A 23,385-nucleotide genomic window follows, 5' to 3' on the forward strand; every position below is an offset into this window, starting at 1 on the left:
TTTTGTTAGGAATTATGTCCCAGCCTCTTTCTTATTAAATGAAGAATCCAGCGATAGCAGCTGAAATAAATGATACAAGTGTTGCACCGAATAATAACTTAATACCAAAACGTGCTACGACATCACCTTTTTCAGAGTTAAGTGATTTAATCGCACCAGAAATGATACCAATAGAACTAAAGTTAGCAAATGAAACTAGAAATACAGACGTAATACCTTTTGCATGTTCAGAAATATCCTTCAAGCTTCCAAGTGATTGCATAGCAACAAATTCATTAGATAATAATTTTGTTGCCATCACAGAACCTGATTTAACTGCATCCTGCCAAGGAACACCTGCTAAGAAAGCAAATGGCGCAAACACAAAACCAATTAACGTTTGGAAATCCCATTTGATTGCTCCGCCAGAAATTAAACTAAAAATACCACTTACAAGGCCATTTAATAAAGCAATGATTGCAATGTAGCCAATTAACATTGCACCAACGATAACTGCTACTTTGAAACCATCTAAAATATATTCACCTAACATTTCAAAAAATGATTGTTTTTTAGTTTCTGATTCATCCACTAGCAATTTATCATCTTCTTCATTAACTGTATAAGGGTTAATAATAGAAGCAATAATGAAGCCACCAAATAAGTTTAATACAACCGCTGTAACAACGTATTTAGGTTCAATCAATGTAAAATATGCACCGATAATAGATGCAGATACAGTAGACATTGCAGAAGCAGTTAAAGTATATAAACGTTGTTTAGGTATATATGGTAATTGTTGTTTTAATGAAATAAATACTTCAGATTGGCCAAGAATCGCAGCTGCTACTGCATTATATGATTCTAAACGCCCCATACCATTAATTTTAGAGATTAAGAACCCTAACACATTAATAATCCATGGAAGAATTCTAGTATATTGTAAAATACCAATTAATGCCGAAATAAATACGATTGGTAATAAGACACTAAAGAAGAATGGTGGATTTTTTGGATCTACAAATTTAAATCCTCCAAAAACAAAATTAACCCCTTCAGCAGCTTTTTGTAACAAATAGTTAAATCCATTTGAAATACCACCAATAATTGTAATACCAGCAGTCGTTTTCAAAAGAATAAATGCGAATATAAGTTGAATAATTAATAATAATCCAACATAGTGCCAACGAACATTCTTTTTATCTGAACTAAATAAAAATGCCAGCGCTAAAAAGACAATAATCCCAATGATCCCAATAAGAATATGCATGATTCTACTCCTTTAAAATTCTCTTTATCTTATATAATACAATAAAATAATAGAAGTAACATTAATATTTTTAAATAAAAAAAACAAATTGGTTGAAAAAGGTCAAAGTTGGTCATATAATATAGTCAAAGAAGGTCAAAAGGGGTGGTAAATCATGCACAACATGTCTGACATCATAGAACAATACATTAAACAATTATTTGAAGAAAGTAATGAAGATATGGTAGAAATTCAAAGAGCTAATATTGCTCAACGTTTCGATTGTGTGCCTTCTCAACTCAACTATGTTATTAAAACGAGATTTACAAATGAACATGGTTATGAAATAGAAAGTAAACGTGGTGGAGGAGGATATATCCGAATCACGAAAATTGAAAATAAAGATGCAACGGGTTATATTAATCATCTATTGCAATTAATTGGTCCTTCTATATCTCAACAGCAAGCATATTATATAATTGATGGTTTGTTAGATAAAGGATTAATTAGTGATAGAGAAGCAAGAATGATTCAAGTGATTATTGATCGTGAAACACTATCAATGGATGTTGTTTCTAGAGATATTATTAGAGCAAATATTCTCAAACGATTATTACCTATCATTAATTACTATTAATAAATAATAAAGAAATGCGAGGTGTCTATGTGTGCTTTGCGAAAATTGTCATTTAAATGAAGCAGAGGTTAAACTCACAGTAAAAAGTAAAGATGGTACCTCTGAAAAGTGGGTGTGTTCAGAATGTGCGCAAGGAGAGCAACCTTGGAATCAACAAGAACATGCTGCGTCACATTCAGAGTTTCAAGATGATATTGAAGAAGCCTTTGTAGTCAAACAAATCTTACAACATTTAGCAACTAAACACGGATTAAATTTTCATGAAGTAGCATTTCAAGAAGAAAAACGATGTCCTACATGTAATATGACATTGAAAGATATAGCTCATGTAGGTAAATTTGGATGTGCAAATTGCTATGCAGTATTTAAAGAGGATATTGTTGATATTGTAAGACGAGTACAAGGTGGACAATTTGAACATGTAGGCAAGATGCCTCGTTCTTCACATCATAAACTGGCAATAAAAAAACAAATTGAAGAAAAAACGAATTACTTAAATATATTAATTGAAAAGCAAAAATTTGAAGAAGCAGCTGTCATTAGAGATGAAATTAAAGCCTTGAAACATGAAAGCGAGATGGAGCATGATGAATGATATGGATGCACATATTAGTGAATGGATGAAAGAAACAGATGAATCTCCCATTGTAATGTCTTCGCGTATTCGTTTAGCACGTAATTTAGAAAATCATGTTCATCCTTTAATGTTTCCATCTGAACAAGCAGGTTTTAGAGTAATCAATGAAGTGCAAGATGCACTACCTAATTTATCTTTAATGCGTTTAGATACCATGGACCAACAAAGTAAGATGAAGTTAGTGGCTAAACATCTCATTAGTAAAGAATTGATTAAACAACCAGCTTCAGCGGTGTTATTAAATGAAGATGAATCTTTAAGTATTATGATTAATGAAGAAGATCATATACGAATTCAAGCAATGGGTAATGATTTATCTCTGACAGATTTATATCAAAAGGCTTCAGAAATTGATGATATTCTTGATGAACAATTAGAAATTAGTTTCGATGAAGATTTAGGTTATTTAACGACTTGTCCTACAAATATTGGGACTGGAATGCGAGCAAGTGTGATGCTTCATTTACCTGGATTATCTATAATGAAACGTATGAATCGTATTGCACAAACAATTAATCGTTTTGGATTTACGATTCGAGGTATATATGGAGAGAGTTCACAAGTTTATGGTCATATTTATCAAATTTCAAATCAACTTACATTAGGTAAGACAGAAGAAGATATTATTGACCAGCTGACAGAAGTAGTTCAACAAATTATTAATGAAGAAATGCAAATTCGTGAACGTTTAACACAATATAGTGAATTAGAAACGCTTGACCGTATTTATCGTTCGTTAGGAATATTACAAAATAGCCGTATGATATCAATGGAAGAAGCGTCATATAGATTAAGTGAAATTAAGTTAGGCATAGATTTAGGATATTTAAATTTAAGTAACTTTAAGTTTAATGAATTAATGGTAAGTATCCAATCTGCGTTTTTATATAATGATGAAGATGAAAACGTATCTGTAAATGAAAAACGGGCAAATATATTAAGAAAACATACAAATTAGGAGGTTGTAAACGATATGTTATTTGGTAGATTAACTGAACGCGCACAACGTGTATTAGCACATGCACAAGAAGAAGCAATTCGTTTAAATCATTCGAACATTGGTACTGAGCACTTACTACTTGGATTAATGAAAGAACCAGAAGGTATTGCTGCTAAAGTACTTGAAAGTTTTAATATTACTGAAGATAAAGTTATTGAAGAAGTTGAAAAATTAATCGGTCATGGTCAAGAACATTCAGGTACGTTGCACTATACCCCAAGAGCTAAAAAAGTCATTGAACTATCAATGGATGAGGCAAGAAAATTGCATCATAATTTTGTAGGTACAGAACATATTTTATTAGGTTTAATTCGTGAAAATGAAGGAGTAGCAGCACGTGTATTTGCTAACTTAGATTTGAATATTACTAAAGCACGTGCACAAGTAGTAAAAGCATTAGGTAGTCCTGAAATGAATACTAAAAATGCAACTGCAAATAAATCAAACAATACTCCTACATTGGATGGACTAGCACGAGACTTAACAGTTATTGCTAAAGACGGTACGTTAGATCCAGTTGTGGGTAGAGATAAAGAAATTACACGTGTTATTGAAGTATTAAGTCGTAGAACTAAAAATAACCCTGTACTTATTGGTGAACCAGGTGTAGGTAAAACAGCCATTGCTGAAGGTCTTGCACAAGCTATTGTAAATAATGAAGTGCCAGAAACGCTAAAAAATAAACGTGTAATGTCACTAGATATGGGAACAGTCGTGGCAGGTACTAAATATCGTGGTGAATTCGAAGAACGTTTGAAAAAAGTCATGGATGAAATCCATCATGCAGGTAATGTCATTTTATTCATTGATGAATTGCATACACTAGTTGGTGCTGGTGGTGCAGAAGGTGCAATTGATGCATCTAATATTTTAAAACCAGCGTTAGCGCGTGGTGAATTACAATGCATTGGTGCAACAACATTAGATGAATATCGTAAAAACATCGAAAAAGATGCTGCATTAGAACGTCGTTTCCAACCTATTCAAGTTGATGAACCTTCTGTAGAAGATACTGTTGCTATTCTAAAAGGTTTACGTGATCGCTACGAAGCTCATCATCGTATTAATATTTCTGATGAAGCACTGGAAGCGGCTGCTAAATTAAGTAACCGTTATGTATCTGATCGTTTCTTACCAGATAAAGCAATTGATTTGATTGACGAAGCAAGTTCAAAAGTGAGACTAAAAAGTCACACAACTCCAAATAATTTAAAAGAGATTGAACAAGAAATTGAAAAAGTTAAAAATGAAAAAGATGCTGCCGTCCATGCACAAGAATTTGAAAATGCAGCTAACTTAAGAGATAAACAATCAAAACTTGAAAAACAATATGAAGATGCTAAAAATGAATGGAAGACATCTCAAGGTGGACAATCAACGTCATTATCTAAAGAAGATATTGCTGAAGTTATTGCAGGATGGACAGGTATTCCATTAACTAGAATTAATGAAACAGAGTCAGATCGTTTGCTTAATTTAGAAGAAACATTACATGATCGAGTAATTGGACAAAAAGATGCTGTAACTTCTATTAGTAAAGCAGTTCGTCGTGCACGTGCAGGCCTAAAAGACCCTAAACGTCCAATCGGTAGTTTCATTTTCTTAGGACCAACGGGTGTAGGTAAAACAGAACTTGCACGTGCATTAGCTGAATCAATGTTTGGTGAAGAAGACGCAATGATACGTGTTGATATGAGTGAATTTATGGAGAAACATGCTGTGAGTCGTTTAGTTGGAGCGCCTCCAGGTTATGTAGGCCATGATGATGGCGGTCAATTAACTGAAAAAGTTAGACGTAAGCCATATTCTGTTATCCTATTTGATGAAATTGAAAAAGCGCATCCAGATGTGTTTAATATCTTATTACAAGTACTTGATGATGGACATCTAACTGATACAAAAGGGCGTCAAGTTGATTTCCGTAATACTGTTATTATTATGACATCAAATGTAGGAGCACAAGAACTACAAGATCAACGTTTCGCTGGATTCGGTGGTGCATCTGAAGGACAAGATTATGAAACAATTCGTAGAACTATGATGAAAGAACTTAAAAATTCATTCCGTCCTGAGTTCTTAAACCGTGTAGATGATATTATTGTTTTCCATAAATTAACAAAAGATGAACTTAAAGAAATTGTGACTATGATGGTAAATAAATTAACAAAACGTTTATCAGAACAAGATATTAATATTGTAGTTACTGATAAAGCTAAAGAAAAAATTGCCGAAGAAGGATATGATCCAGAATACGGTGCTCGTCCATTAATTAGATCAATTCAAAAAACAGTTGAAGATAATTTAAGTGAATTGATACTTGATGGTAATCAAATTGAAGGAAAAGAAGTCACAATTGATCATGATGGTAATGAATTCAAATATGATATCCATGATAAACAAGAAAATAATATAGAAGATACAAAAGAACCAGCAACAGAAGAATAAAAAGAGCTTAAATTCAGAGTCTAGGAGTCATTAAATCCTAGACTCTTCTTTTCATTTATATATATATTTAAATTTGTCATTATAACTGGATACATATAAAATAGATATGTTCAAAAAAATCGGAGGTGCAGTTTTGGCCAAGAAAAAAGTAATTTTCGAATGTATGGCTTGTGGATATCAGTCTCCTAAATGGATGGGAAAATGTCCGAATTGTGGTGCTTGGAATCAAATGGAGGAAATTATTGAAAAGACTTCCAATCCAAAGCATGGCGTAAAGGCAAAAGAGACACAAGCAAAAGTACAGAAATTAAATAGTATTAAGCATGAGGCAACACCGAGAGTTCAAACGGACTCTAAAGAATTTAATCGTGTACTTGGTGGCGGAATTGTTAGTGGATCACTCGTACTGATTGGCGGCGACCCGGGTATTGGGAAATCTACATTATTATTACAGATTTGTGCATCGTTATCACAGAAACTTAATGTACTTTATATCACGGGTGAAGAATCACTAAATCAAACGAAATTGCGTGCAGATCGTTTAGAGGAAGACTCTAGTAATTTAAATGTACTAGCTGAAACAGATTTAGAAGTTATTCATCAAACCGTGGAACAAGAGCGCCCAGATATACTTGTTGTCGATTCAATTCAAACGATTTATCATCCTGAGATTAGTTCAGCACCTGGCTCAGTATCACAAGTTCGAGAAAGTACACAAAGTTTAATGAATATTGCAAAACAAATGAATATCGCAACTTTTATAGTAGGTCACGTAACAAAAGAAGGACAAATTGCTGGTCCAAGATTATTAGAACATATGGTAGATACAGTTTTATACTTCGAAGGTGATGAACACCATGCTTATCGAATTTTAAGAGCAGTTAAAAATCGTTTTGGTTCAACGAATGAAATGGGTATTTTTGAAATGAAACAAAGTGGTTTGAAAGGGGTACAAAACCCTTCAGAAATGTTTTTAGAAGAACGTTCTACAAATGTTCCAGGATCAACAATTGTTGCTACTATGGAAGGCACACGACCACTATTGATTGAGGTGCAATCTCTAGTAACACCTACTACATTTAATAATCCAAGACGAATGGCCACAGGCATCGACCACAATCGACTTAGCTTACTTATGGCTGTTTTAGAGAAAAAAGAAAATTATCTTTTACAACAACAAGATGCTTACATTAAAGTAGCGGGTGGAGTGAGACTTACTGAACCGGCTGTAGATTTAAGTATTATTGTAGCGACTGCTTCAAGTTTTAAAGATAAAGCCGTAGATGGTTTGGATTGTTATATTGGTGAAGTGGGATTAACTGGTGAAGTAAGACGAGTATCGCGTATTGAGCAACGTGTACAAGAAGCGGCAAAACTAGGATTTAAGAGAGTGATTATTCCCAAAACGAATATAGGTGGATGGACATTCCCAGAAGGTGTTCAGGTCGTTGGCGTGACAACAGTACATGATGCCTTAACATATGCGTTTAGTAATCGCTCATCATAGGCATTTAAAGGGGTGATAACGTATGAAGGTATTAAAAGGAATTGTTATTATAATCTACATCATTCTTGGTGCATCATTTGGAATCATGTTAATTCCAGAAATTTTAAATGATTTAGGTATGAACAACCATTCCATTTATACTAATCATTATGTTGATGGTTTAATAGGGATGATTGTATTCTTTCTAATATTTGGTTTATTTATTAATAAAGTAACACGATTACTTAAAGAAGCTGAAATGTGGATTATGCAACGTAGTGCAGTTGAAATTTTGTTTGCTACACTAGGATTAGTCGTTGGTTTATTTATTTCAGTAATGGCTTCATTTATTTTAGAAATGATAGGAAATTCTATATTAAATCACCTTGTGCCTATTATTATTACATTATTATTATGTTATTTAGGATTCCAGTTTGGTTTGAAAAAGCGTGATGAAATGCTTATGTTTTTGCCAGAAAATATAGCACGTTCAATGTCTAAAAATAATATCAGCGCCATACCTAAACTGTTAGATACAAGTGCAATTATTGATGGAAGAATTTTAGATATTATTAAATGCGGATTTATAGATGGAGAAATTCTTATTCCTCAAGGAGTTATAAATGAATTACAAGTAGTTGCAGATGCTAATGATAGTATCAAACGTGAAAAAGGACAACGTGGATTAGATATTTTAAATCAACTTTATGATTTAGACTATCCAACTCGTGTGATTCACCCTCAAAAATCTCATAGTGATATTGACAAACTGTTAGTTGAATTAGCTCAAGTTTATCATGCTCATGTCATTACAACCGATTTCAACTTGAATAAGGTATGTCATGTTCAAGGGATTACTGCATTAAATGTTAATGATTTGTCAGAAGCAATTAAACCCAATGTTCATCAAGGTGACCGACTTAATATTTTATTAACTAAAATGGGTAAAGAACCTGGCCAAGGGGTAGGATATCTAGATGATGGAACAATGGTAGTTGTAGATCATGCCAAATCTCTTATAGGTAAACAGGTTGAATTAGAAGTCATTAGTTTATTACAAACATCATCTGGTCGTATTATATTTGCTAAGACTATAGAGGAGTCCTTAAGTGAATAGAGAAAAGGGTTTCATGTGAAACGTAGTCATTTATAAATTATTGTATAACATTTTTCGCTATGAGATATTGATGCGTAACGTAACAACAACAGCAATAGACTTATCAAACCAGCCAATTAATGCTACAATAATAAGGAAATGCGAAGTTGATCTAAGTATAGATTAGAAGTTAAAGTTATTCAAAAACGATTCTTTAAAGATTGTTTGGGATAACTTTTTTCTAATGAAAGAAATCATTCGCTATAAAGAATGAATAATAAAATTAGGAGTGAAACGAATGAGTGAACGCGTAAGAGTAAGATATGCGCCAAGTCCAACTGGATATTTACACATCGGAAATGCAAGAACTGCATTATTTAATTATTTATTTGCTAAACATTATGATGGAGATTTTGTAGTACGTATTGAAGATACAGATAGTAAAAGAAATCTTGAAGATGGAGAATCTTCACAATTTGATAACTTAAAATGGTTAGGCTTAGATTGGGATGAATCTATCGATAAAGACAAAGGTCATGGTCCTTATCGTCAGTCTGAACGTGCAGACATCTATAATCCACTTATTCAACAATTATTAGATGAAGATAAAGCATACAAATGTTACATGACTGAAGAAGAATTAGAAGAAGAACGTGAAGCTCAAATTGCTCGTGGAGAAATGCCACGATATGGCGGTAAACATGCACATCTAACTGAAGAACAACGTCAACAATTTGAAGCTGAAGGACGCAAACCCGCTATTCGTTTCCGTGTTCCAAAAGATAAAACATATACATTTGATGATATGGTTAAAGGAGAAATTTCTTTTGACTCTAATAATATTGGAGATTGGGTTATCGTGAAAAAAGATGGCGTCCCTACGTATAATTTCGCGGTAGCAGTAGATGATCACTATATGGAAATTTCTGATGTTATTCGTGGAGATGATCATGTATCAAATACACCTAAGCAATTAATGATTTATGAAGCATTTGGTTGGGAATCACCACGTTTTGCGCATATGTCATTAATTGTAAATGAACAACGTAAAAAATTAAGTAAACGAGATGGCCAAATTTTACAATTTATCGAGCAATATCGTGATTTAGGTTATTTACCTGAAGCGTTATTTAATTTTATTGCTTTACTCGGTTGGTCTCCTGAAGGTGAAGATGAGATCTTTTCTAAAGAAGAATTTATTAAGATTTTTGATGAACAACGTCTTTCTAAATCTCCAGCAATGTTTGATAGACAAAAATTAGCTTGGGTTAACAACCAATATATGAAAACAAAAGATACAGAAACAGTATTTGAGCTTGCTTTACCACACTTGATCAAAGCAAATTTAATTCCTGAAAATCCAAGTGAAGAAGATAAAGAATGGGGACGCAAATTAATTGGTCTTTATCAAAAAGAAATGAGTTATGCAGGAGAAATTGTTCCGTTATCAGAAATGTTCTTCCATGATATGCCTGAATTAGGTGAAGAAGAACAAGAGGTATTAAATGGCGAACAAGTTCCTGAATTAATGTCTCATTTATATGGTAAATTAGAAGCGCTTGAACCATTTGAAGCTGCTGAAATTAAAAAAACGATTAAAGAAGTACAAAAAGAAACGGGTATTAAAGGTAAACAATTATTTATGCCTATTCGTGTAGCAGTGACTGGTCAAATGCATGGTCCTGAATTACCGAATACAATTGAAGTATTAGGAAAAGAAAAAGTACTATCTCGTTTAAAAAAATATGTTTAAAACAATGTTAATATAATAAGTCAGACACACATGTTTAAACTTGAAATTTTATAAAAAACTTCTTATGATAAAATTAAACATATGTTAGTTAAAGGATTAGTAAATATACGATAATGTTGTTAGAGAGTATGCGGTTGCTGTGAGCATATCATTATCTATATCGAATGCACCTTTGAATGTTCAATTAAATATAGAAATGAGTATGATAAGGTAGACTAGTATGTTCATCAACTTACTTTATCTAAAATGAAGAGTGGAACCGTGCAATAGCGCCTCTAGCAGTTAATGTTAGGGGCGCTTTTTTTAAATATTTGAATTATTATACATGGACTGTAAGATATTCATAATATATAGAAAATGGGGAGGCGAGCGTCTTGATAAAAAGAATGAAAGATGATGTAAAAATGGTATTTGAACAAGACCCTGCAGCACGTACAACATTTGAAGTAATCACAACTTATGCAGGCTTGCATGCGGTATGGAGTCACTTAATTGCACATAAATTATATAATAAAAAACACTACGTTTTGGCGAGAATGATTTCACAAGTATCTCGCTTTTTTACAGGAATTGAGATTCATCCTGGAGCAAAAATCGGAAAACGTCTATTTATTGATCATGGTATGGGTGTAGTCATTGGTGAAACATGTACGATTGGAGATAACGTAACTATTTATCAAGGCGTGACACTTGGTGGTACAGGTAAACAAAAAGGAAAGCGTCATCCAGATATTGGAGATAATGTTTTAATTGCAGCAGGATCAAAGGTTTTAGGAAATATCCAAATTGATTCTAATGTTAATATTGGTGCGAATTCAGTAGTCTTACAATCTGTGCCAAGTTATACAACAGTTGTAGGCATTCCAGGTCATATTGTTAAACAAGAAGGAAAACGAATTGGGAAGACATTTGATCATCGTAATTTGCCTGATCCTTTATTTGAACAAATTAAGCAACTAGAACGACAATTGGAAAAAGCTAAGAATGGAGAGATTAAAGATGATTACATTATATAATACTTTAACACGTCAAAAAGAGGTGTTTAAGCCTATTGAGCCTGGTAAGGTAAAAATGTATGTATGTGGACCTACAGTGTATAATTACATTCATATTGGTAATGCCCGTCCAGCAATTAATTATGACGTGGTACGTCGATATTTTGAATATAAAGGCTATACGGTTGATTACGTATCTAATTTTACTGATGTAGATGATAAACTCATTAATCGGTCTAAAGAATTAAATGAAAGTGTGCCAGAAATTGCTGATCGATATATCAAGGCATTCTATGAAGATGTAGGGGCACTTAATGTTAAAAGAGCGACATCTAATCCGCGAGTAATGAATCATATGGATGAAATCATTGACTTCATTAAACAACTTGTAGATGAAGGTTATGCATATGAAAGTAATGGAGATGTGTATTTTAGAACCCGTAAATTTGATGGATATGGTAAATTAAGTCATCAGTCTATTGATGATTTAAAAGTTGGCGCTCGTATAGAAGCAGGTGAACAAAAAGAGGATGCATTGGACTTTACGCTATGGAAAAAGGCAAAACCTGGAGAAATTAGTTGGGAGAGCCCATTTGGACAAGGACGTCCAGGATGGCATATTGAATGCTCTGTAATGGCTTATCATGAATTGGGAAAAACAATTGATATCCATGCAGGAGGATCAGATTTACAATTTCCACATCATGAAAATGAAATAGCGCAATCTGAAGCACACAATCACGCGCCTTTTGCTAATTATTGGATGCATAATGGTTTTATTAATATAGATAATGAAAAAATGAGTAAATCATTAGGTAACTTTATTTTAGTACACGATATTATTAAAGAAATTGATCCAGATGTATTACGTTTCTTCATGATCAGTGTTCATTATAGAAGTCCAATCAACTATAACGTTGAATTAGTAAATGCTGCTAAAAGTGGATTAGAGCGTATACGTAATAGTTATCAATTAATTAAAGAAAGAGAAGCAATCGCAACTGATTTAGAAACACAAACAGACTATATTGATCAAATTAATGATATTTTAAAACAATTTGAAGCTGTAATGGATGATGATTTTAATACAGCAAATGCTGTAACTGCATGGTATGATTTATCGAAATTAGCTAATAAATATGTGTTAGAAAATACAACATCTACTAAAGTAATTCAGCGCTTTAAAGAAGTATATCACATTTTTAGTGACGTATTAGGTGTGCCATTAGAAGGAAAAGAAAATGATGTATTACTTGATGAAGACATAGAAAAACTTATCGAAGAACGTAATGAAGCACGTAAAAATAAAGATTTTGCTCGAGCTGACGAAATTAGAGATATGCTAAAAGAACAAAATATTATTCTTGAAGATACGCCTCAAGGTGTAAGATTTAGAAGGGGTTAATATGGATGCAAAGCTATTAAACCCATTAACGTTAGCTTATATGGGAGATGCTGTATTAGACCAGCATGTACGTGAATACATTGTGCTTAAATTACAGAGTAAACCGAATCGCTTACACCAAGTATCGAAACAATATGTGTCTGCAAAAAGCCAAGCACAAACGCTCGAGGTATTAATAACAAAAGAATGGTTTACTGAAGAAGAACTAGATATTGTTAGAAGAGGCCGTAACGCTAAAAGTTATACGAAAGCTAAAAATACAGATGTACAAACGTATCGTAAAAGTTCAGGTTTAGAAGCTGTTATAGGATTTCTTTATTTAGATCATCGAAATGAACGATTAGATGCGTTACTTGATACGATTGTACAAATTGTTGATGAAAGGTAGTGAACATAGTGGAAGATATCGTTATTGTCGGTAGACACGCTGTTAAAGAAGCAATTGTGTCTGGTCATACAATAAATAAAATTTGGATACAAGAAGGAATAAGAAAGCAGCAAATTAATGATATTTTAAAAAATGCTAAAGCACAGAAATTGATTATACAAACTGTTCCAAAATCCAAATTAGATAATTTAGCAAATGCACCTCATCAAGGTGTAGCTGCACTGATTGCACCATACGAATATGCAGATTTTGATCAGTTTATTCAATCTCAAAAAGAAAAAGAAGGCCTTTCTACAATAATTATTTTAGATGGTTTAGAAGACCCACATAATCTTGGTTCGATCATTAGAACGGCAGATGCAAGTGGAGTAGATGGAGTTATTATCCCTAAGAGACGTTCTGTTGCGCTCACACAAACTGTCGCAAAAGCGTCAACAGGTGCGATTCAACATGTCCCAGTGATGCGTGTTACAAATTTATCAAAAACAATTGATGAGCTGAAAGATAATGGATATTGGGTAGCAGGAGCTGAAGCGGATAATGCTACAGATTATCGCAATATGGCTGCTGATATGCCATTGGCTATCGTAATTGGTAGTGAAGGGCAAGGTATGAGTAGATTGGTTAAAGATAAATGTGATTTCTATATTAAAATTCCTATGGTAGGCCACGTTAATAGCTTAAATGCTTCTGTAGCTGCTAGTTTAATGATGTATGAAGTCTATCGAAAACGACATCAAATTGGAGACACCCAATGAAAGATAGATATCTAATTATTGATGGTTACAATATGATTGGTCAATCAAAGGAATTGAGTAAAGTAGCAAGAGAAAGTTTAGAGGAAGCACGTGAACAACTCTTAGATGTGATTGCCAATTACAATGCAGTTGTCGCTGATGAGATTGTATGTGTATTTGATGCATATGAACAATCTGGTATAGAAAGAGAATACATGTATCATGGTGTTAAAACAGTTTTTACGAAAGAAAAAGAAACTGCAGATAGCTATATTGAGCGTTATGTATATAATTTATACAATAAACATACGACACATATTACAGTAGTGACTAGCGATATGAGCGAGCAACATGCTATTTTTGGAGCAGGTGCATATCGTGTTTCATCTAGAGAAATGTGGCGAGATTTAAAAGAGAATGCAATGACGGTTAGTAAATCAGTAGATGATTTTAATGAACGTAAACCAAGAACTCGAATTTCGTTATCAAAAGATGTACTTGCAGAATTTGAAAAAATACGACGAGGATATGGTAAAAAACATAAATAATACAGTCTTGATATTTAAAAGATGCGTCTTATACAATGTGCCTAACTTATAAAGAAAGGTTTTGTATATGACTTATCATTTTCGACAACTAGAAGATATATTTAAAGCTTTTCAATATAGCCAAAATACATTGGAGAAAGAACAGTTATTCGCAAATATAATGAATGTGATACGTCCTAAACTTATGATGAAGTTTAGAATGCTAGGTATAGATCATCAAGAACTGGAAGATTTAATTCAAGATACCTCGTTAAAGATATATTTAGCTTTACACACATTTAATTTTAATACGAATGTTCCATTCGAACATTATTTAAATCGTTTAGTTTATTCTGTAAAAAAAGATTTTTGGAGAAAACGTTATGCGTTTAATCAACGTCAACAATTGTTAATCAATGAATGTGTAGTAGAATATCGTTTGAATCAAATGATAAAAAGGACGGAAGAACTATATTTAACTAGATTAAGTAAAGAAGACTTGATAGATAGTTTTAAGAAGTTAAGTATGTTTGAAAGAGAAGTTGCAAATTTACTTCTACTTGATTATTCCCCATCAGAAATAGCGAAAAGACTAAATGTAAAAGATAAAGTAGTTTACAATAGTATTCAACGTTGTAAAATAAAAATGAAACAATATTTATTAAAATACAAATGTTAAGTATTTTAGTACGAGTTTGACAGTTTATTATAAGTTTATGTATAGTATACTGGTATTAATATGAGCAAAGGTGAATTGATGTGAGAAAAGTACCTTTAGTTTGTGAAATGTGTGGTAGCAGAAATTATAATGTACCTAAAAAAGAAACATCAGCTAAGAGATTACAACTGAAGAAATATTGTTCCAGATGTAATGAACACACGATGCATAAAGAATCAAAGTAATGAGTTTATAAGTATATACTTTGAAGAGCATGGAGGTAAGGTTATGGCTAAAGATAAAGACGCAAGTAAGAATAAAGAAAGTTTCTTCCAAGGCGTTAAAAGCGAAATGGAAAAAACAAGTTGGCCTACGAAAGAAGAACTTTTTAAATATACTGTCATTGTAGTAGCTACAGTAATTTTCTTTATGGTCTTTTTCTGGGTATTAGACGTAGGTATTGGTAATTTAATTGAATTATTTAGATAAGAGTAAGGAGTGACAACATGTCTGAAGAAGTTGGGACTAAGCGTTGGTACGCAGTGCATACGTATTCTGGATATGAAAATAAAGTTAAAAAGAATTTAGAAAAAAGAGTAGAATCAATGAATATGACAGAGCAAATTTTTAGAGTTGTCATACCTGAAGAGGAAGAAACACAAGTTAAAGATGGGAAAGCAAAAAAACAAGTTAAAAAGACATTTCCTGGGTATGTTTTAGTAGAACTTATTATGACAGATGAATCATGGTATGTTGTACGTAATACACCAGGTGTCACAGGATTTGTTGGTTCAGCAGGTGCAGGTTCAAAACCTAATCCATTACTTCCTGAAGAAATGAGATTTATCTTAAAACAAATGGGACTTAAAGAAAAAACAATTGATGTAGAATTAGATGTAGGTGAACAAGTCCGCATCAAATCAGGACCATTTGCAAATCAAGTTGGTGAAGTTCAAGAAATCGAAGCAGATAAATTTAAATTAACTGTATTAGTCGATATGTTTGGTAGAGAAACACCAGTTGAAGTAGAATTCGATCAAATAGAAAAATTATAATCATTTTAAATTATAAAGTATGATTTGCTTAAAAAGATGAAATTTTACTATTGATTTTTAATTAAGTTTAATGTTAAAATAATGTGGTCGCGTTTTTAGAACGCTCATTTCGTCACGAAATGTTTATGAGTGGGAGGGCAAAACTGAGCCCTGTGACCACATCACGATATCAAGGAGGTGCACATCGTGGCTAAAAAAGTAGAAAAAGTAGTTAAATTACAAATTCCTGCAGGTAAAGCGAACCCAGCACCACCAGTTGGTCCAGCATTAGGTCAAGCAGGTGTGAACATCATGGGATTCTGTAAAGAATTCAATGCACGTACACAAGAACAAGCAGGTTTAATCATTCCGGTAGAAATCAGTGTATATGAAGATCGTTCATTTACATTCATTACTAAAACTCCACCGGCTCCAGTACTACTTAAAAAAGCAGCTGGCGTTGAAAAAGGTTCTGGTGAACCAAACAAAACTAAAGTTGCTACAGTAACTAAAGATCAAGTACGTGAAATTGCTCAAACAAAAATGCAAGACTTAAACGCTGCAAACGAAGAAGCAGCTATGCGTATTATCGAAGGTACTGCACGTAGTATGGGTATCACTGTACAATAATTATTAAATGAAAATGAGTTTGAATTTGAAATAAACTGATAGACGATAGCAGGTAACAGAAACGACAACATATATTGTCTATGATTAGTCTTTAGTAAATTAATATTTATTATTGACATCATCTGTTATCTGCTCTTAACTTGTGTAAATCACACAAGTAAGCGTGGGAGGAAATTCCGCTAAAACCACTAAAGGAGGAACAATAAATGGCTAAAAAAGGTAAAAAGTATCAAGAAGCAGCTAATAAAGTTGACCGTACTAAATACTATAGTGTTGAAGAAGCAATTAAATTAGCTAAAGAAACTAGTATCGCTAACTTTGATGCATCAGTTGAAGTAGCATTCCGTTTAGGTATTGATACACGTAAAAATGACCAACAAATCCGTGGTGCAGTAGTGCTACCAAACGGTACTGGTAAATCACAACGTGTATTAGTTTTCGCTAAAGGTGATAAAATTACAGAAGCAGAAGAAGCAGGCGCAGATTACGTAGGTGAATCTGAATATGCTCAAAAAATCCAACAAGGTTGGTTCGACTTTGACGTAGTAGTAGCTACACCTGACATGATGGGTGAAGTTGGTAAATTAGGTCGTGTATTAGGACCTAAAGGTTTAATGCCAAACCCTAAAACTGGTACAGTAACTATGGACGTTAAAAAAGCTGTAGAAGAAATTAAAGCTGGTAAAGTTGAATATCGTGCTGAAAAAGCAGGTATCGTACATGCTACGATTGGTAAAGTATCTTTCGACGAAGAAAAATTAGTTGAAAACTTTAATGCTTTACAAGATGTTTTAGCTAAAGCTAAACCAGCATCTGCTAAAGGTACTTACTTCAAATCTGTTGCTGTAACTACAACAATGGGTCCTGGAGTTAAAGTAGATACTTCAGCATTTAAACTTTAATTTTAAATATATTAATAGATTATAGACTGGTAGATAATAATTGCTTATTTTGAAAAAGATAAGATACATTTTCTTCCAGTCTTTTTTCAAAAAAACAATTGACATATTACAATAAACAAGTTATATTATTTATTGTGATTATTTTACCTAAGACAGTAGGAGTTAATTTTTAACTTAAAACAATATCCTACCGAGGCTAAAATTGACTTGAACGTGATGATTATTATAATGATCTTTCAAGCACTTTTTGCCGTGGGTAGAAAGTGCTTTTTTTATTAAAAAAGCACCAAAAATAAAAATGGAGGTGTCTGAATGTCTGCTATTATTGAAGCTAAAAAACAACAAGTTGACGTTATCGCTGAGCAACTTAAAAATTCAGTTTCAACTGTTATCGTGGACTACCGTGGTTTAACTGTTGCGGAAGTAACTGATTTACGTGCTCAATTACGTGAAGCTGGTGTTGAGTATAAAGTATACAAAAACACATTAGTTCGTCGTGCAGCTGAAAAAGCAGGTATCGAAGGCTTAGATGAATTCTTAACTGGTCCTACAGCTATCGCTACAACTACTGATGATGTAGTTGCTCCAGCGAAAGTGATCTCAGGATTTGCTAAAGAACATGAAGCTTTAGAAATTAAAACAGGCGTTATGGAAGGTAACGTTATCTCAGCAGAAGAAGTTAAAACTGTTGGTTCATTACCTTCACACGATGGTCTTGTATCTATGCTTTTATCAGTATTACAAGCTCCAGTACGCAACTTCGCTTATGCGGTTAAAGCTGTTGGAGAACAAAAAGAAGAAAGCGCTGAATAATTGCGCATAAAATTTTAAAATAAATGGAGGAATAATAAAATGGCTAATCAAGAACAAATCATTGAAGCAATTAAAGAAATGTCAGTATTAGAATTAAACGATTTAGTAAAAGCAATTGAAGAAGAATTTGGTGTAACAGCAGCAGCTCCTGTAGCAGCAGCTGGTGCAGCTGGTGGCGGAGACGCTGGCGCAGAAAAAACTGAATTTGACGTTGAATTAACTTCAGCTGGATCTTCAAAAATCAAAGTTGTTAAAGCAGTTAAAGAAGCAACTGGCTTAGGCTTAAAAGACGCTAAAGAATTAGTAGACAACGCTCCTAAAGTAATCAAAGAAGCTGTTGCTAAAGAAGATGCTGAAAAACTTAAAGAACAATTAGAAGAAGTTGGAGCTACTGTAGAATTAAAATAATTCTAGTATCTTAACTTAATATATAAGTAAATCATTTTAACTTAGTCACTTTAGAGTGAAAGCGTTAATGATTACTTGCATTCTTTGAGAAATTAAAACCCCGTTATTGTTGATAACGGGGTTTTAATTCATTTTCTAATCAAATTGATGAACAAATAAAGAGGTGAAATCATGAGTCACTATTATGATGAAAATCCTGAAGTACAAAGTGATGAAAAAACAATTCAATACTTTTATCATAAATCTCAGTTAAAACTAACGACAGATGCGGGCGTTTTTTCAAAAGGAAAAGTAGATTTTGGGTCTGATTTATTAGTACAAACGTTTTTAAATGAACATCCACCAGGTCCAAGTAAACGTATCATTGATGTTGGCTGTGGTTATGGTCCTATTGGTTTAATGATTGCTAAAGTGTCACCACACCATCAAATGACTATGGTGGATGTGAATCATCGAGCTTTACATTTAGCTGAAAAGAACAAAAAGCAAAATCAAATTGATAATGTCATCATTACAGAAAGTGATGGTTTGTCACAAGTTGAGAATGAATACTTTGACTTTGTATTAACAAATCCACCAATTAGAGCTGGGAAAAATGTTGTTCATCGAATCTTTGAAGAAGCATATCAAAAGCTAAAAAATCAAGGTGAACTCTATGTTGTCATTCAGAAAAAGCAAGGTATGCCTTCTGCTAAAAAGAAAATGGAAGAAATATTTAATAATGTAGAAACTGTGAACAAAAGTAAAGGGTACTATATATTGAAGAGCCAAAAAGGTTGATTTCAAAATGGTATTCTGATATAGTTATAAAATGTAAAAATTTATGTTCAACAAGTGTGTACTTTTACGCAAATTGAGCACGATAAACAAGAATAAGAGAAGAATCGAAAATGGTGTCATCAATTGTGTTGCCGTTTTCTTTTTGTCTTGTTATGTGAAATTTTGTGTATAAGTTCAACACAATATTTGAGGGGTGAATCTGTTTGGCAGGTCAAGTTGTCCAATATGGAAGACATCGTAAACGTAGAAATTATGCGAGAATTTCAGAAGTATTAGAATTACCTAACTTAATAGAAATTCAAACTAAATCTTATGACTGGTTCTTAAAAGAAGGTTTATTAGAAATGTTCCGTGATATTTCACCAATTGAAGATTTCACTGGAAACCTATCTTTAGAATTTGTGGATTATAGATTAGGTGAACCAAAATATGATTTAGAAGAATCAAAAAACCGTGACGCTACTTATGCTGCACCTCTTCGTGTTAAAGTACGTCTCATTATCAAAGAAACTGGTGAAGTTAAAGAACAAGAAGTTTTCATGGGTGACTTCCCATTGATGACGGATACTGGTACGTTCGTAATTAATGGTGCAGAACGTGTTATCGTTTCACAATTAGTACGTTCACCATCAGTATATTTTAATGAAAAAATAGATAAAAATGGACGTGAAAATTACGACGCAACGATTATTCCAAACCGTGGTGCGTGGTTAGAATATGAAACAGATGCTAAAGACATCGTTTACGTTCGAATTGATAGAACACGTAAATTACCTTTAACAGTATTATTACGTGCTTTAGGATTCTCTAGTGATCAAGAAATTATCGATTTATTAGGAGATAGTGAATACTTACGTAATACGCTTGAAAAAGATAGTACTGAAAATACTGAACAAGCTTTATTAGAAATCTATGAACGTTTACGTCCTGGTGAACCACCAACAGTTGAAAACGCAAAAAGCTTATTATATTCACGTTTCTTCGACCCTAAACGCTATGATTTAGCAAGTGTTGGTCGCTATAAAACAAATAAAAAGTTACACCTAAAACATCGTTTATTTAACCAAAAATTAGCTGAACCAATCGTTGACAGCGAAACAGGTGAAATTGTTGCTGAAGAAGGAACAGTTTTAGATCGTCGTAAATTAGACGAAATTATGAATGTTTTAGAGTCAAATGCAAACAGTGAAGTGTTCGAGTTAGAAGGTAGCGTTATTGATGAACCTGTAGAAATTCAATCAATTAAAGTGTATGTTCCAAATGATGAAGAAGAACGCACTACAACAGTGATTGGTAATGCATTACCTGATTCAGAAGTGAAATGTATTACACCAGCAGATATTATTGCCTCAATGAGTTATTTCTTTAACTTATTGAATGGTATTGGTTATACAGATGATATTGACCATTTAGGTAATCGTCGTTTACGTTCAGTAGGTGAACTGTTACAAAACCAATTCCGAATTGGTTTATCTAGAATGGAACGTGTCGTTCGCGAAAGAATGTCTATTCAAGATACTGATTCAATTACACCACAACAATTAATTAATATTAGACCTGTAATTGCTTCAATTAAAGAATTCTTTGGTAGTTCTCAATTGTCTCAATTCATGGACCAAGCTAACCCATTAGCAGAGTTAACACATAAACGTCGTCTTTCTGCTTTAGGACCTGGTGGTTTAACACGTGAACGTGCACAAATGGAAGTTCGTGACGTACACTATTCTCACTATGGTCGTATGTGTCCAATTGAAACACCAGAGGGACCAAACATTGGTTTAATTAACTCATTATCTAGTTATGCACGTGTAAATGAATTTGGTTTTATCGAAACACCATATCGTAAAGTAGATATTGATACAAATTCAATTACTGATCAAATTGATTATTTAACTGCTGATGAAGAAGATAGCTATGTAGTTGCACAAGCCAATTCTCGTTTAGATGAAAATGGTCGTTTCCTAGATGATGAAGTGGTATGTCGTTTCCGTGGTAACAATACTGTTATGGCAAAAGAAAAAATGGACTACATGGATGTATCACCTAAACAAGTAGTATCAGCAGCGACAGCTTGTATCCCATTCCTTGAAAACGATGACTCTAACCGTGCGTTAATGGGTGCGAACATGCAACGTCAAGCAGTACCATTGATGAATCCTGAAGCTCCATTTGTGGGTACAGGTATGGAACATGTGGCAGCTCGTGACTCTGGTGCAGCAATTACTGCAAAACATAGAGGTCGTGTTGAACATGTTGAGTCTAATGAAATCCTAGTTCGTCGTTTAGTTGAGGAAAATGGAACTGAACATGAAGGCGAATTAGACCGTTACCCATTAGCTAAATTTAAACGTTCAAACTCTGGTACTTGTTATAACCAACGTCCAATCGTTTCTGTAGGTGACGTTGTAGAATACAATGAAATTTTAGCTGATGGTCCTTCAATGGAATTAGGAGAAATGGCATTAGGTCGTAACGTCGTTGTAGGTTTCATGACTTGGGACGGATATAACTATGAGGATGCCGTTATCATGAGTGAACGATTAGTTAAAGACGATGTATATACTTCAATTCATATTGAAGAATACGAATCTGAAGCACGTGATACTAAATTAGGACCTGAAGAAATTACACGTGATATTCCTAACGTTTCTGAAAATGCACTTAAAAACTTAGACGATCGTGGTATTATATACGTCGGTGCAGAAGTTAAAGATGGAGATATCTTAGTTGGTAAAGTAACGCCAAAAGGTGTCACAGAATTAACTGCAGAAGAACGATTATTACACGCTATCTTTGGTGAAAAAGCAAGAGAAGTTCGCGATACTTCATTACGTGTGCCACATGGTGCAGGTGGTATCGTTCTAGACGTTAAAGTATTTAATCGTGAAGAAGGCGATGATACTTTATCACCAGGTGTGAACCAACTTGTTCGTGTATATATCGTTCAAAAACGTAAAATCCATGTTGGGGATAAAATGTGTGGTCGTCATGGTAACAAAGGGGTTATCTCTAAGATTGTTCCTGAAGAAGATATGCCTTACTTACCAGATGGACGTCCAATCGATATCATGTTAAACCCACTAGGTGTACCATCACGTATGAACATTGGACAAGTTTTAGAGTTACATTTAGGTATGGCTGCTAAAAACTTAGGTATTCATGTTGCTTCTCCAGTATTCGATGGTGCAAACGACGATGATGTATGGTCTACAATCGAAGAGGCTGGTATGGCACGTGATGGTAAAACAGTATTATATGATGGACGTACTGGTGAACCATTCGATAATCGTATTTCTGTTGGAGTAATGTATATGCTTAAACTTGCTCACATGGTTGACGATAAATTGCATGCGCGTTCAACTGGACCTTACTCACTTGTTACACAACAACCACTTGGCGGTAAAGCACAATTCGGTGGACAACGTTTCGGTGAGATGGAGGTATGGGCACTTGAAGCTTATGGTGCAGCATACACATTACAAGAAATCTTAACTTATAAATCTGACGATACTGTAGGTCGTGTTAAAACATACGAATCTATCGTTAAAGGTGAAAACATTTCAAGACCAAGTGTTCCTGAATCATTCCGAGTATTGATGAAAGAATTACAAAGTTTAGGTTTAGATGTAAAAGTTATGGATGAACATGATAATGAAATCGAAATGGCCGATGTTGATGATGAAGATGCAACTGAGCGCAAAGTAGATTTACAACAAAAAGATGTTCCAGAAACTCAAAAAGAAACTAACGAATAATAAAATTATAAATTTAAGATGAATAAACATGAGTTGCGTAATTTTAATCTCATCAAGATTTAGATTGCGCA

Annotated in this window: 23 protein-coding genes and 1 other annotated feature; of the genes, 22 read left to right on the forward strand and 1 reads right to left on the reverse strand. The window is 33.5% G+C overall.

Translation table 11 applies throughout. The features are described 5' to 3' along the window. Positions 1 to 34: 34 nt before the first annotated feature. Positions 35 to 1,249: a NupC/NupG family nucleoside CNT transporter gene (locus HMPREF2561_RS06335; protein WP_049419862.1), complete on the reverse strand. Its 1,215-nt coding sequence runs from the start codon at positions 1,247 to 1,249 to the stop codon at positions 35 to 37. A 154-nt stretch (positions 1,250 to 1,403) separates the two neighbouring features. Between HMPREF2561_RS06335 and HMPREF2561_RS06340 the strand changes: the two genes are divergently transcribed. From HMPREF2561_RS06340 to rpoB, 22 genes are all read left to right on the forward strand, one after another. Beyond that, positions 1,404 to 1,865, forward strand: a complete 462-nt coding sequence (locus HMPREF2561_RS06340) for a CtsR family transcriptional regulator (RefSeq protein ID WP_002449017.1) — start codon at positions 1,404 to 1,406, stop codon at positions 1,863 to 1,865. Positions 1,866 to 1,896: 31 nt separating this feature from the next. Continuing rightward, positions 1,897 to 2,460: a UvrB/UvrC motif-containing protein gene (locus tag HMPREF2561_RS06345; RefSeq protein ID WP_017175301.1), complete on the forward strand. Its 564-nt coding sequence runs from the start codon at positions 1,897 to 1,899 to the stop codon at positions 2,458 to 2,460. Further along, positions 2,453 to 3,460, forward strand: a complete 1,008-nt coding sequence (locus tag HMPREF2561_RS06350; RefSeq protein WP_049419863.1) for a protein arginine kinase — start codon at positions 2,453 to 2,455, stop codon at positions 3,458 to 3,460. Before HMPREF2561_RS06345 ends, HMPREF2561_RS06350 begins: the two co-directional genes overlap by 8 nt. A gap of 15 nt (positions 3,461 to 3,475) precedes the next feature. Beyond that, positions 3,476 to 5,947: an ATP-dependent Clp protease ATP-binding subunit gene (locus HMPREF2561_RS06355; RefSeq protein ID WP_049419861.1), complete on the forward strand. Its 2,472-nt coding sequence runs from the start codon at positions 3,476 to 3,478 to the stop codon at positions 5,945 to 5,947. Positions 5,948 to 6,080: 133 nt separating this feature from the next. Continuing rightward, positions 6,081 to 7,454, forward strand: coding sequence for a DNA repair protein RadA (gene radA, locus HMPREF2561_RS06360; protein WP_049419860.1), 1,374 nt, complete (start codon positions 6,081 to 6,083; stop codon positions 7,452 to 7,454). Between the two features lie 22 nt (positions 7,455 to 7,476). Next, a complete protein-coding gene (locus HMPREF2561_RS06365; protein WP_049419859.1) occupies positions 7,477 to 8,550 on the forward strand; it encodes a PIN/TRAM domain-containing protein in 1,074 nt (357 codons plus the stop codon). Between the two features lie 277 nt (positions 8,551 to 8,827). Further along, a complete protein-coding gene (gene gltX, locus HMPREF2561_RS06370) occupies positions 8,828 to 10,282 on the forward strand; it encodes a glutamate--tRNA ligase (RefSeq protein ID WP_049415694.1) in 1,455 nt (484 codons plus the stop codon). A 386-nt stretch (positions 10,283 to 10,668) separates the two neighbouring features. Beyond that, on the forward strand, positions 10,669 to 11,298 hold the full coding sequence (gene cysE, locus HMPREF2561_RS06375) for a serine O-acetyltransferase (RefSeq protein WP_172457920.1): 630 nt from the start codon (positions 10,669 to 10,671) through the stop codon (positions 11,296 to 11,298). Continuing rightward, the gene (cysS, locus tag HMPREF2561_RS06380) at positions 11,282 to 12,682 is read left to right on the forward strand and encodes a cysteine--tRNA ligase (RefSeq protein ID WP_048681738.1); all 1,401 of its coding nucleotides are present in this window, start codon (positions 11,282 to 11,284) and stop codon (positions 12,680 to 12,682) included. Before cysE ends, cysS begins: the two co-directional genes overlap by 17 nt. 1 nt (position 12,683) lies before the next feature. Further along, positions 12,684 to 13,070: a Mini-ribonuclease 3 gene (locus HMPREF2561_RS06385; RefSeq protein WP_049419858.1), complete on the forward strand. Its 387-nt coding sequence runs from the start codon at positions 12,684 to 12,686 to the stop codon at positions 13,068 to 13,070. Between the two features lie 8 nt (positions 13,071 to 13,078). Continuing rightward, on the forward strand, positions 13,079 to 13,828 hold the full coding sequence (gene rlmB / locus HMPREF2561_RS06390; protein ID WP_037541103.1) for a 23S rRNA (guanosine(2251)-2'-O)-methyltransferase RlmB: 750 nt from the start codon (positions 13,079 to 13,081) through the stop codon (positions 13,826 to 13,828). After that, positions 13,825 to 14,355 carry an NYN domain-containing protein gene (locus HMPREF2561_RS06395; protein WP_049415688.1) on the forward strand — a complete coding sequence of 177 codons (531 nt, stop codon included), beginning with the start codon at positions 13,825 to 13,827 and terminating at the stop codon, positions 14,353 to 14,355. Before rlmB ends, HMPREF2561_RS06395 begins: the two co-directional genes overlap by 4 nt. A gap of 67 nt (positions 14,356 to 14,422) precedes the next feature. Then, positions 14,423 to 15,013, forward strand: coding sequence for a sigma-70 family RNA polymerase sigma factor (locus HMPREF2561_RS06400; RefSeq protein ID WP_017175312.1), 591 nt, complete (start codon positions 14,423 to 14,425; stop codon positions 15,011 to 15,013). 80 nt (positions 15,014 to 15,093) lie between these two features. Then, on the forward strand, positions 15,094 to 15,237 hold the full coding sequence (rpmG, locus tag HMPREF2561_RS10600) for a 50S ribosomal protein L33 (RefSeq protein WP_049336738.1): 144 nt from the start codon (positions 15,094 to 15,096) through the stop codon (positions 15,235 to 15,237). A gap of 43 nt (positions 15,238 to 15,280) precedes the next feature. Then, a complete protein-coding gene (gene secE / locus HMPREF2561_RS06405) occupies positions 15,281 to 15,481 on the forward strand; it encodes a preprotein translocase subunit SecE (RefSeq protein WP_017175313.1) in 201 nt (66 codons plus the stop codon). 17 nt (positions 15,482 to 15,498) lie between these two features. After that, entirely contained in the window at positions 15,499 to 16,047 is a 549-nt protein-coding gene (gene nusG / locus HMPREF2561_RS06410) for a transcription termination/antitermination protein NusG (RefSeq protein WP_017175314.1), read from the forward strand. 186 nt (positions 16,048 to 16,233) lie between these two features. Further along, positions 16,234 to 16,656 carry a 50S ribosomal protein L11 gene (gene rplK, locus HMPREF2561_RS06415; RefSeq protein WP_049419857.1) on the forward strand — a complete coding sequence of 141 codons (423 nt, stop codon included), beginning with the start codon at positions 16,234 to 16,236 and terminating at the stop codon, positions 16,654 to 16,656. A gap of 206 nt (positions 16,657 to 16,862) precedes the next feature. Beyond that, entirely contained in the window at positions 16,863 to 17,558 is a 696-nt protein-coding gene (rplA, locus tag HMPREF2561_RS06420; RefSeq protein ID WP_017175315.1) for a 50S ribosomal protein L1, read from the forward strand. A 128-nt stretch (positions 17,559 to 17,686) separates the two neighbouring features. Continuing rightward, positions 17,687 to 17,840, forward strand: a sequence feature (ribosomal protein L10 leader region). 30 nt (positions 17,841 to 17,870) lie between these two features. Continuing rightward, the gene (gene rplJ / locus HMPREF2561_RS06425) at positions 17,871 to 18,371 is read left to right on the forward strand and encodes a 50S ribosomal protein L10 (RefSeq protein ID WP_002449049.1); all 501 of its coding nucleotides are present in this window, start codon (positions 17,871 to 17,873) and stop codon (positions 18,369 to 18,371) included. Positions 18,372 to 18,410: 39 nt separating this feature from the next. Then, positions 18,411 to 18,779 carry a 50S ribosomal protein L7/L12 gene (rplL, locus tag HMPREF2561_RS06430; RefSeq protein WP_002488409.1) on the forward strand — a complete coding sequence of 123 codons (369 nt, stop codon included), beginning with the start codon at positions 18,411 to 18,413 and terminating at the stop codon, positions 18,777 to 18,779. Positions 18,780 to 18,950: 171 nt separating this feature from the next. Then, on the forward strand, positions 18,951 to 19,559 hold the full coding sequence (locus tag HMPREF2561_RS06435) for a class I SAM-dependent methyltransferase (RefSeq protein ID WP_002449036.1): 609 nt from the start codon (positions 18,951 to 18,953) through the stop codon (positions 19,557 to 19,559). Positions 19,560 to 19,762: 203 nt separating this feature from the next. After that, positions 19,763 to 23,314 carry a DNA-directed RNA polymerase subunit beta gene (rpoB, locus tag HMPREF2561_RS06440; protein WP_002449020.1) on the forward strand — a complete coding sequence of 1,184 codons (3,552 nt, stop codon included), beginning with the start codon at positions 19,763 to 19,765 and terminating at the stop codon, positions 23,312 to 23,314. The last annotated feature ends 71 nt before the right edge of the window (positions 23,315 to 23,385 follow it).

The organism is Staphylococcus sp. HMSC069E10 (assembly GCF_001809205.1).
GTDB lineage: Bacteria > Bacillota > Bacilli > Staphylococcales > Staphylococcaceae > Staphylococcus > Staphylococcus hominis.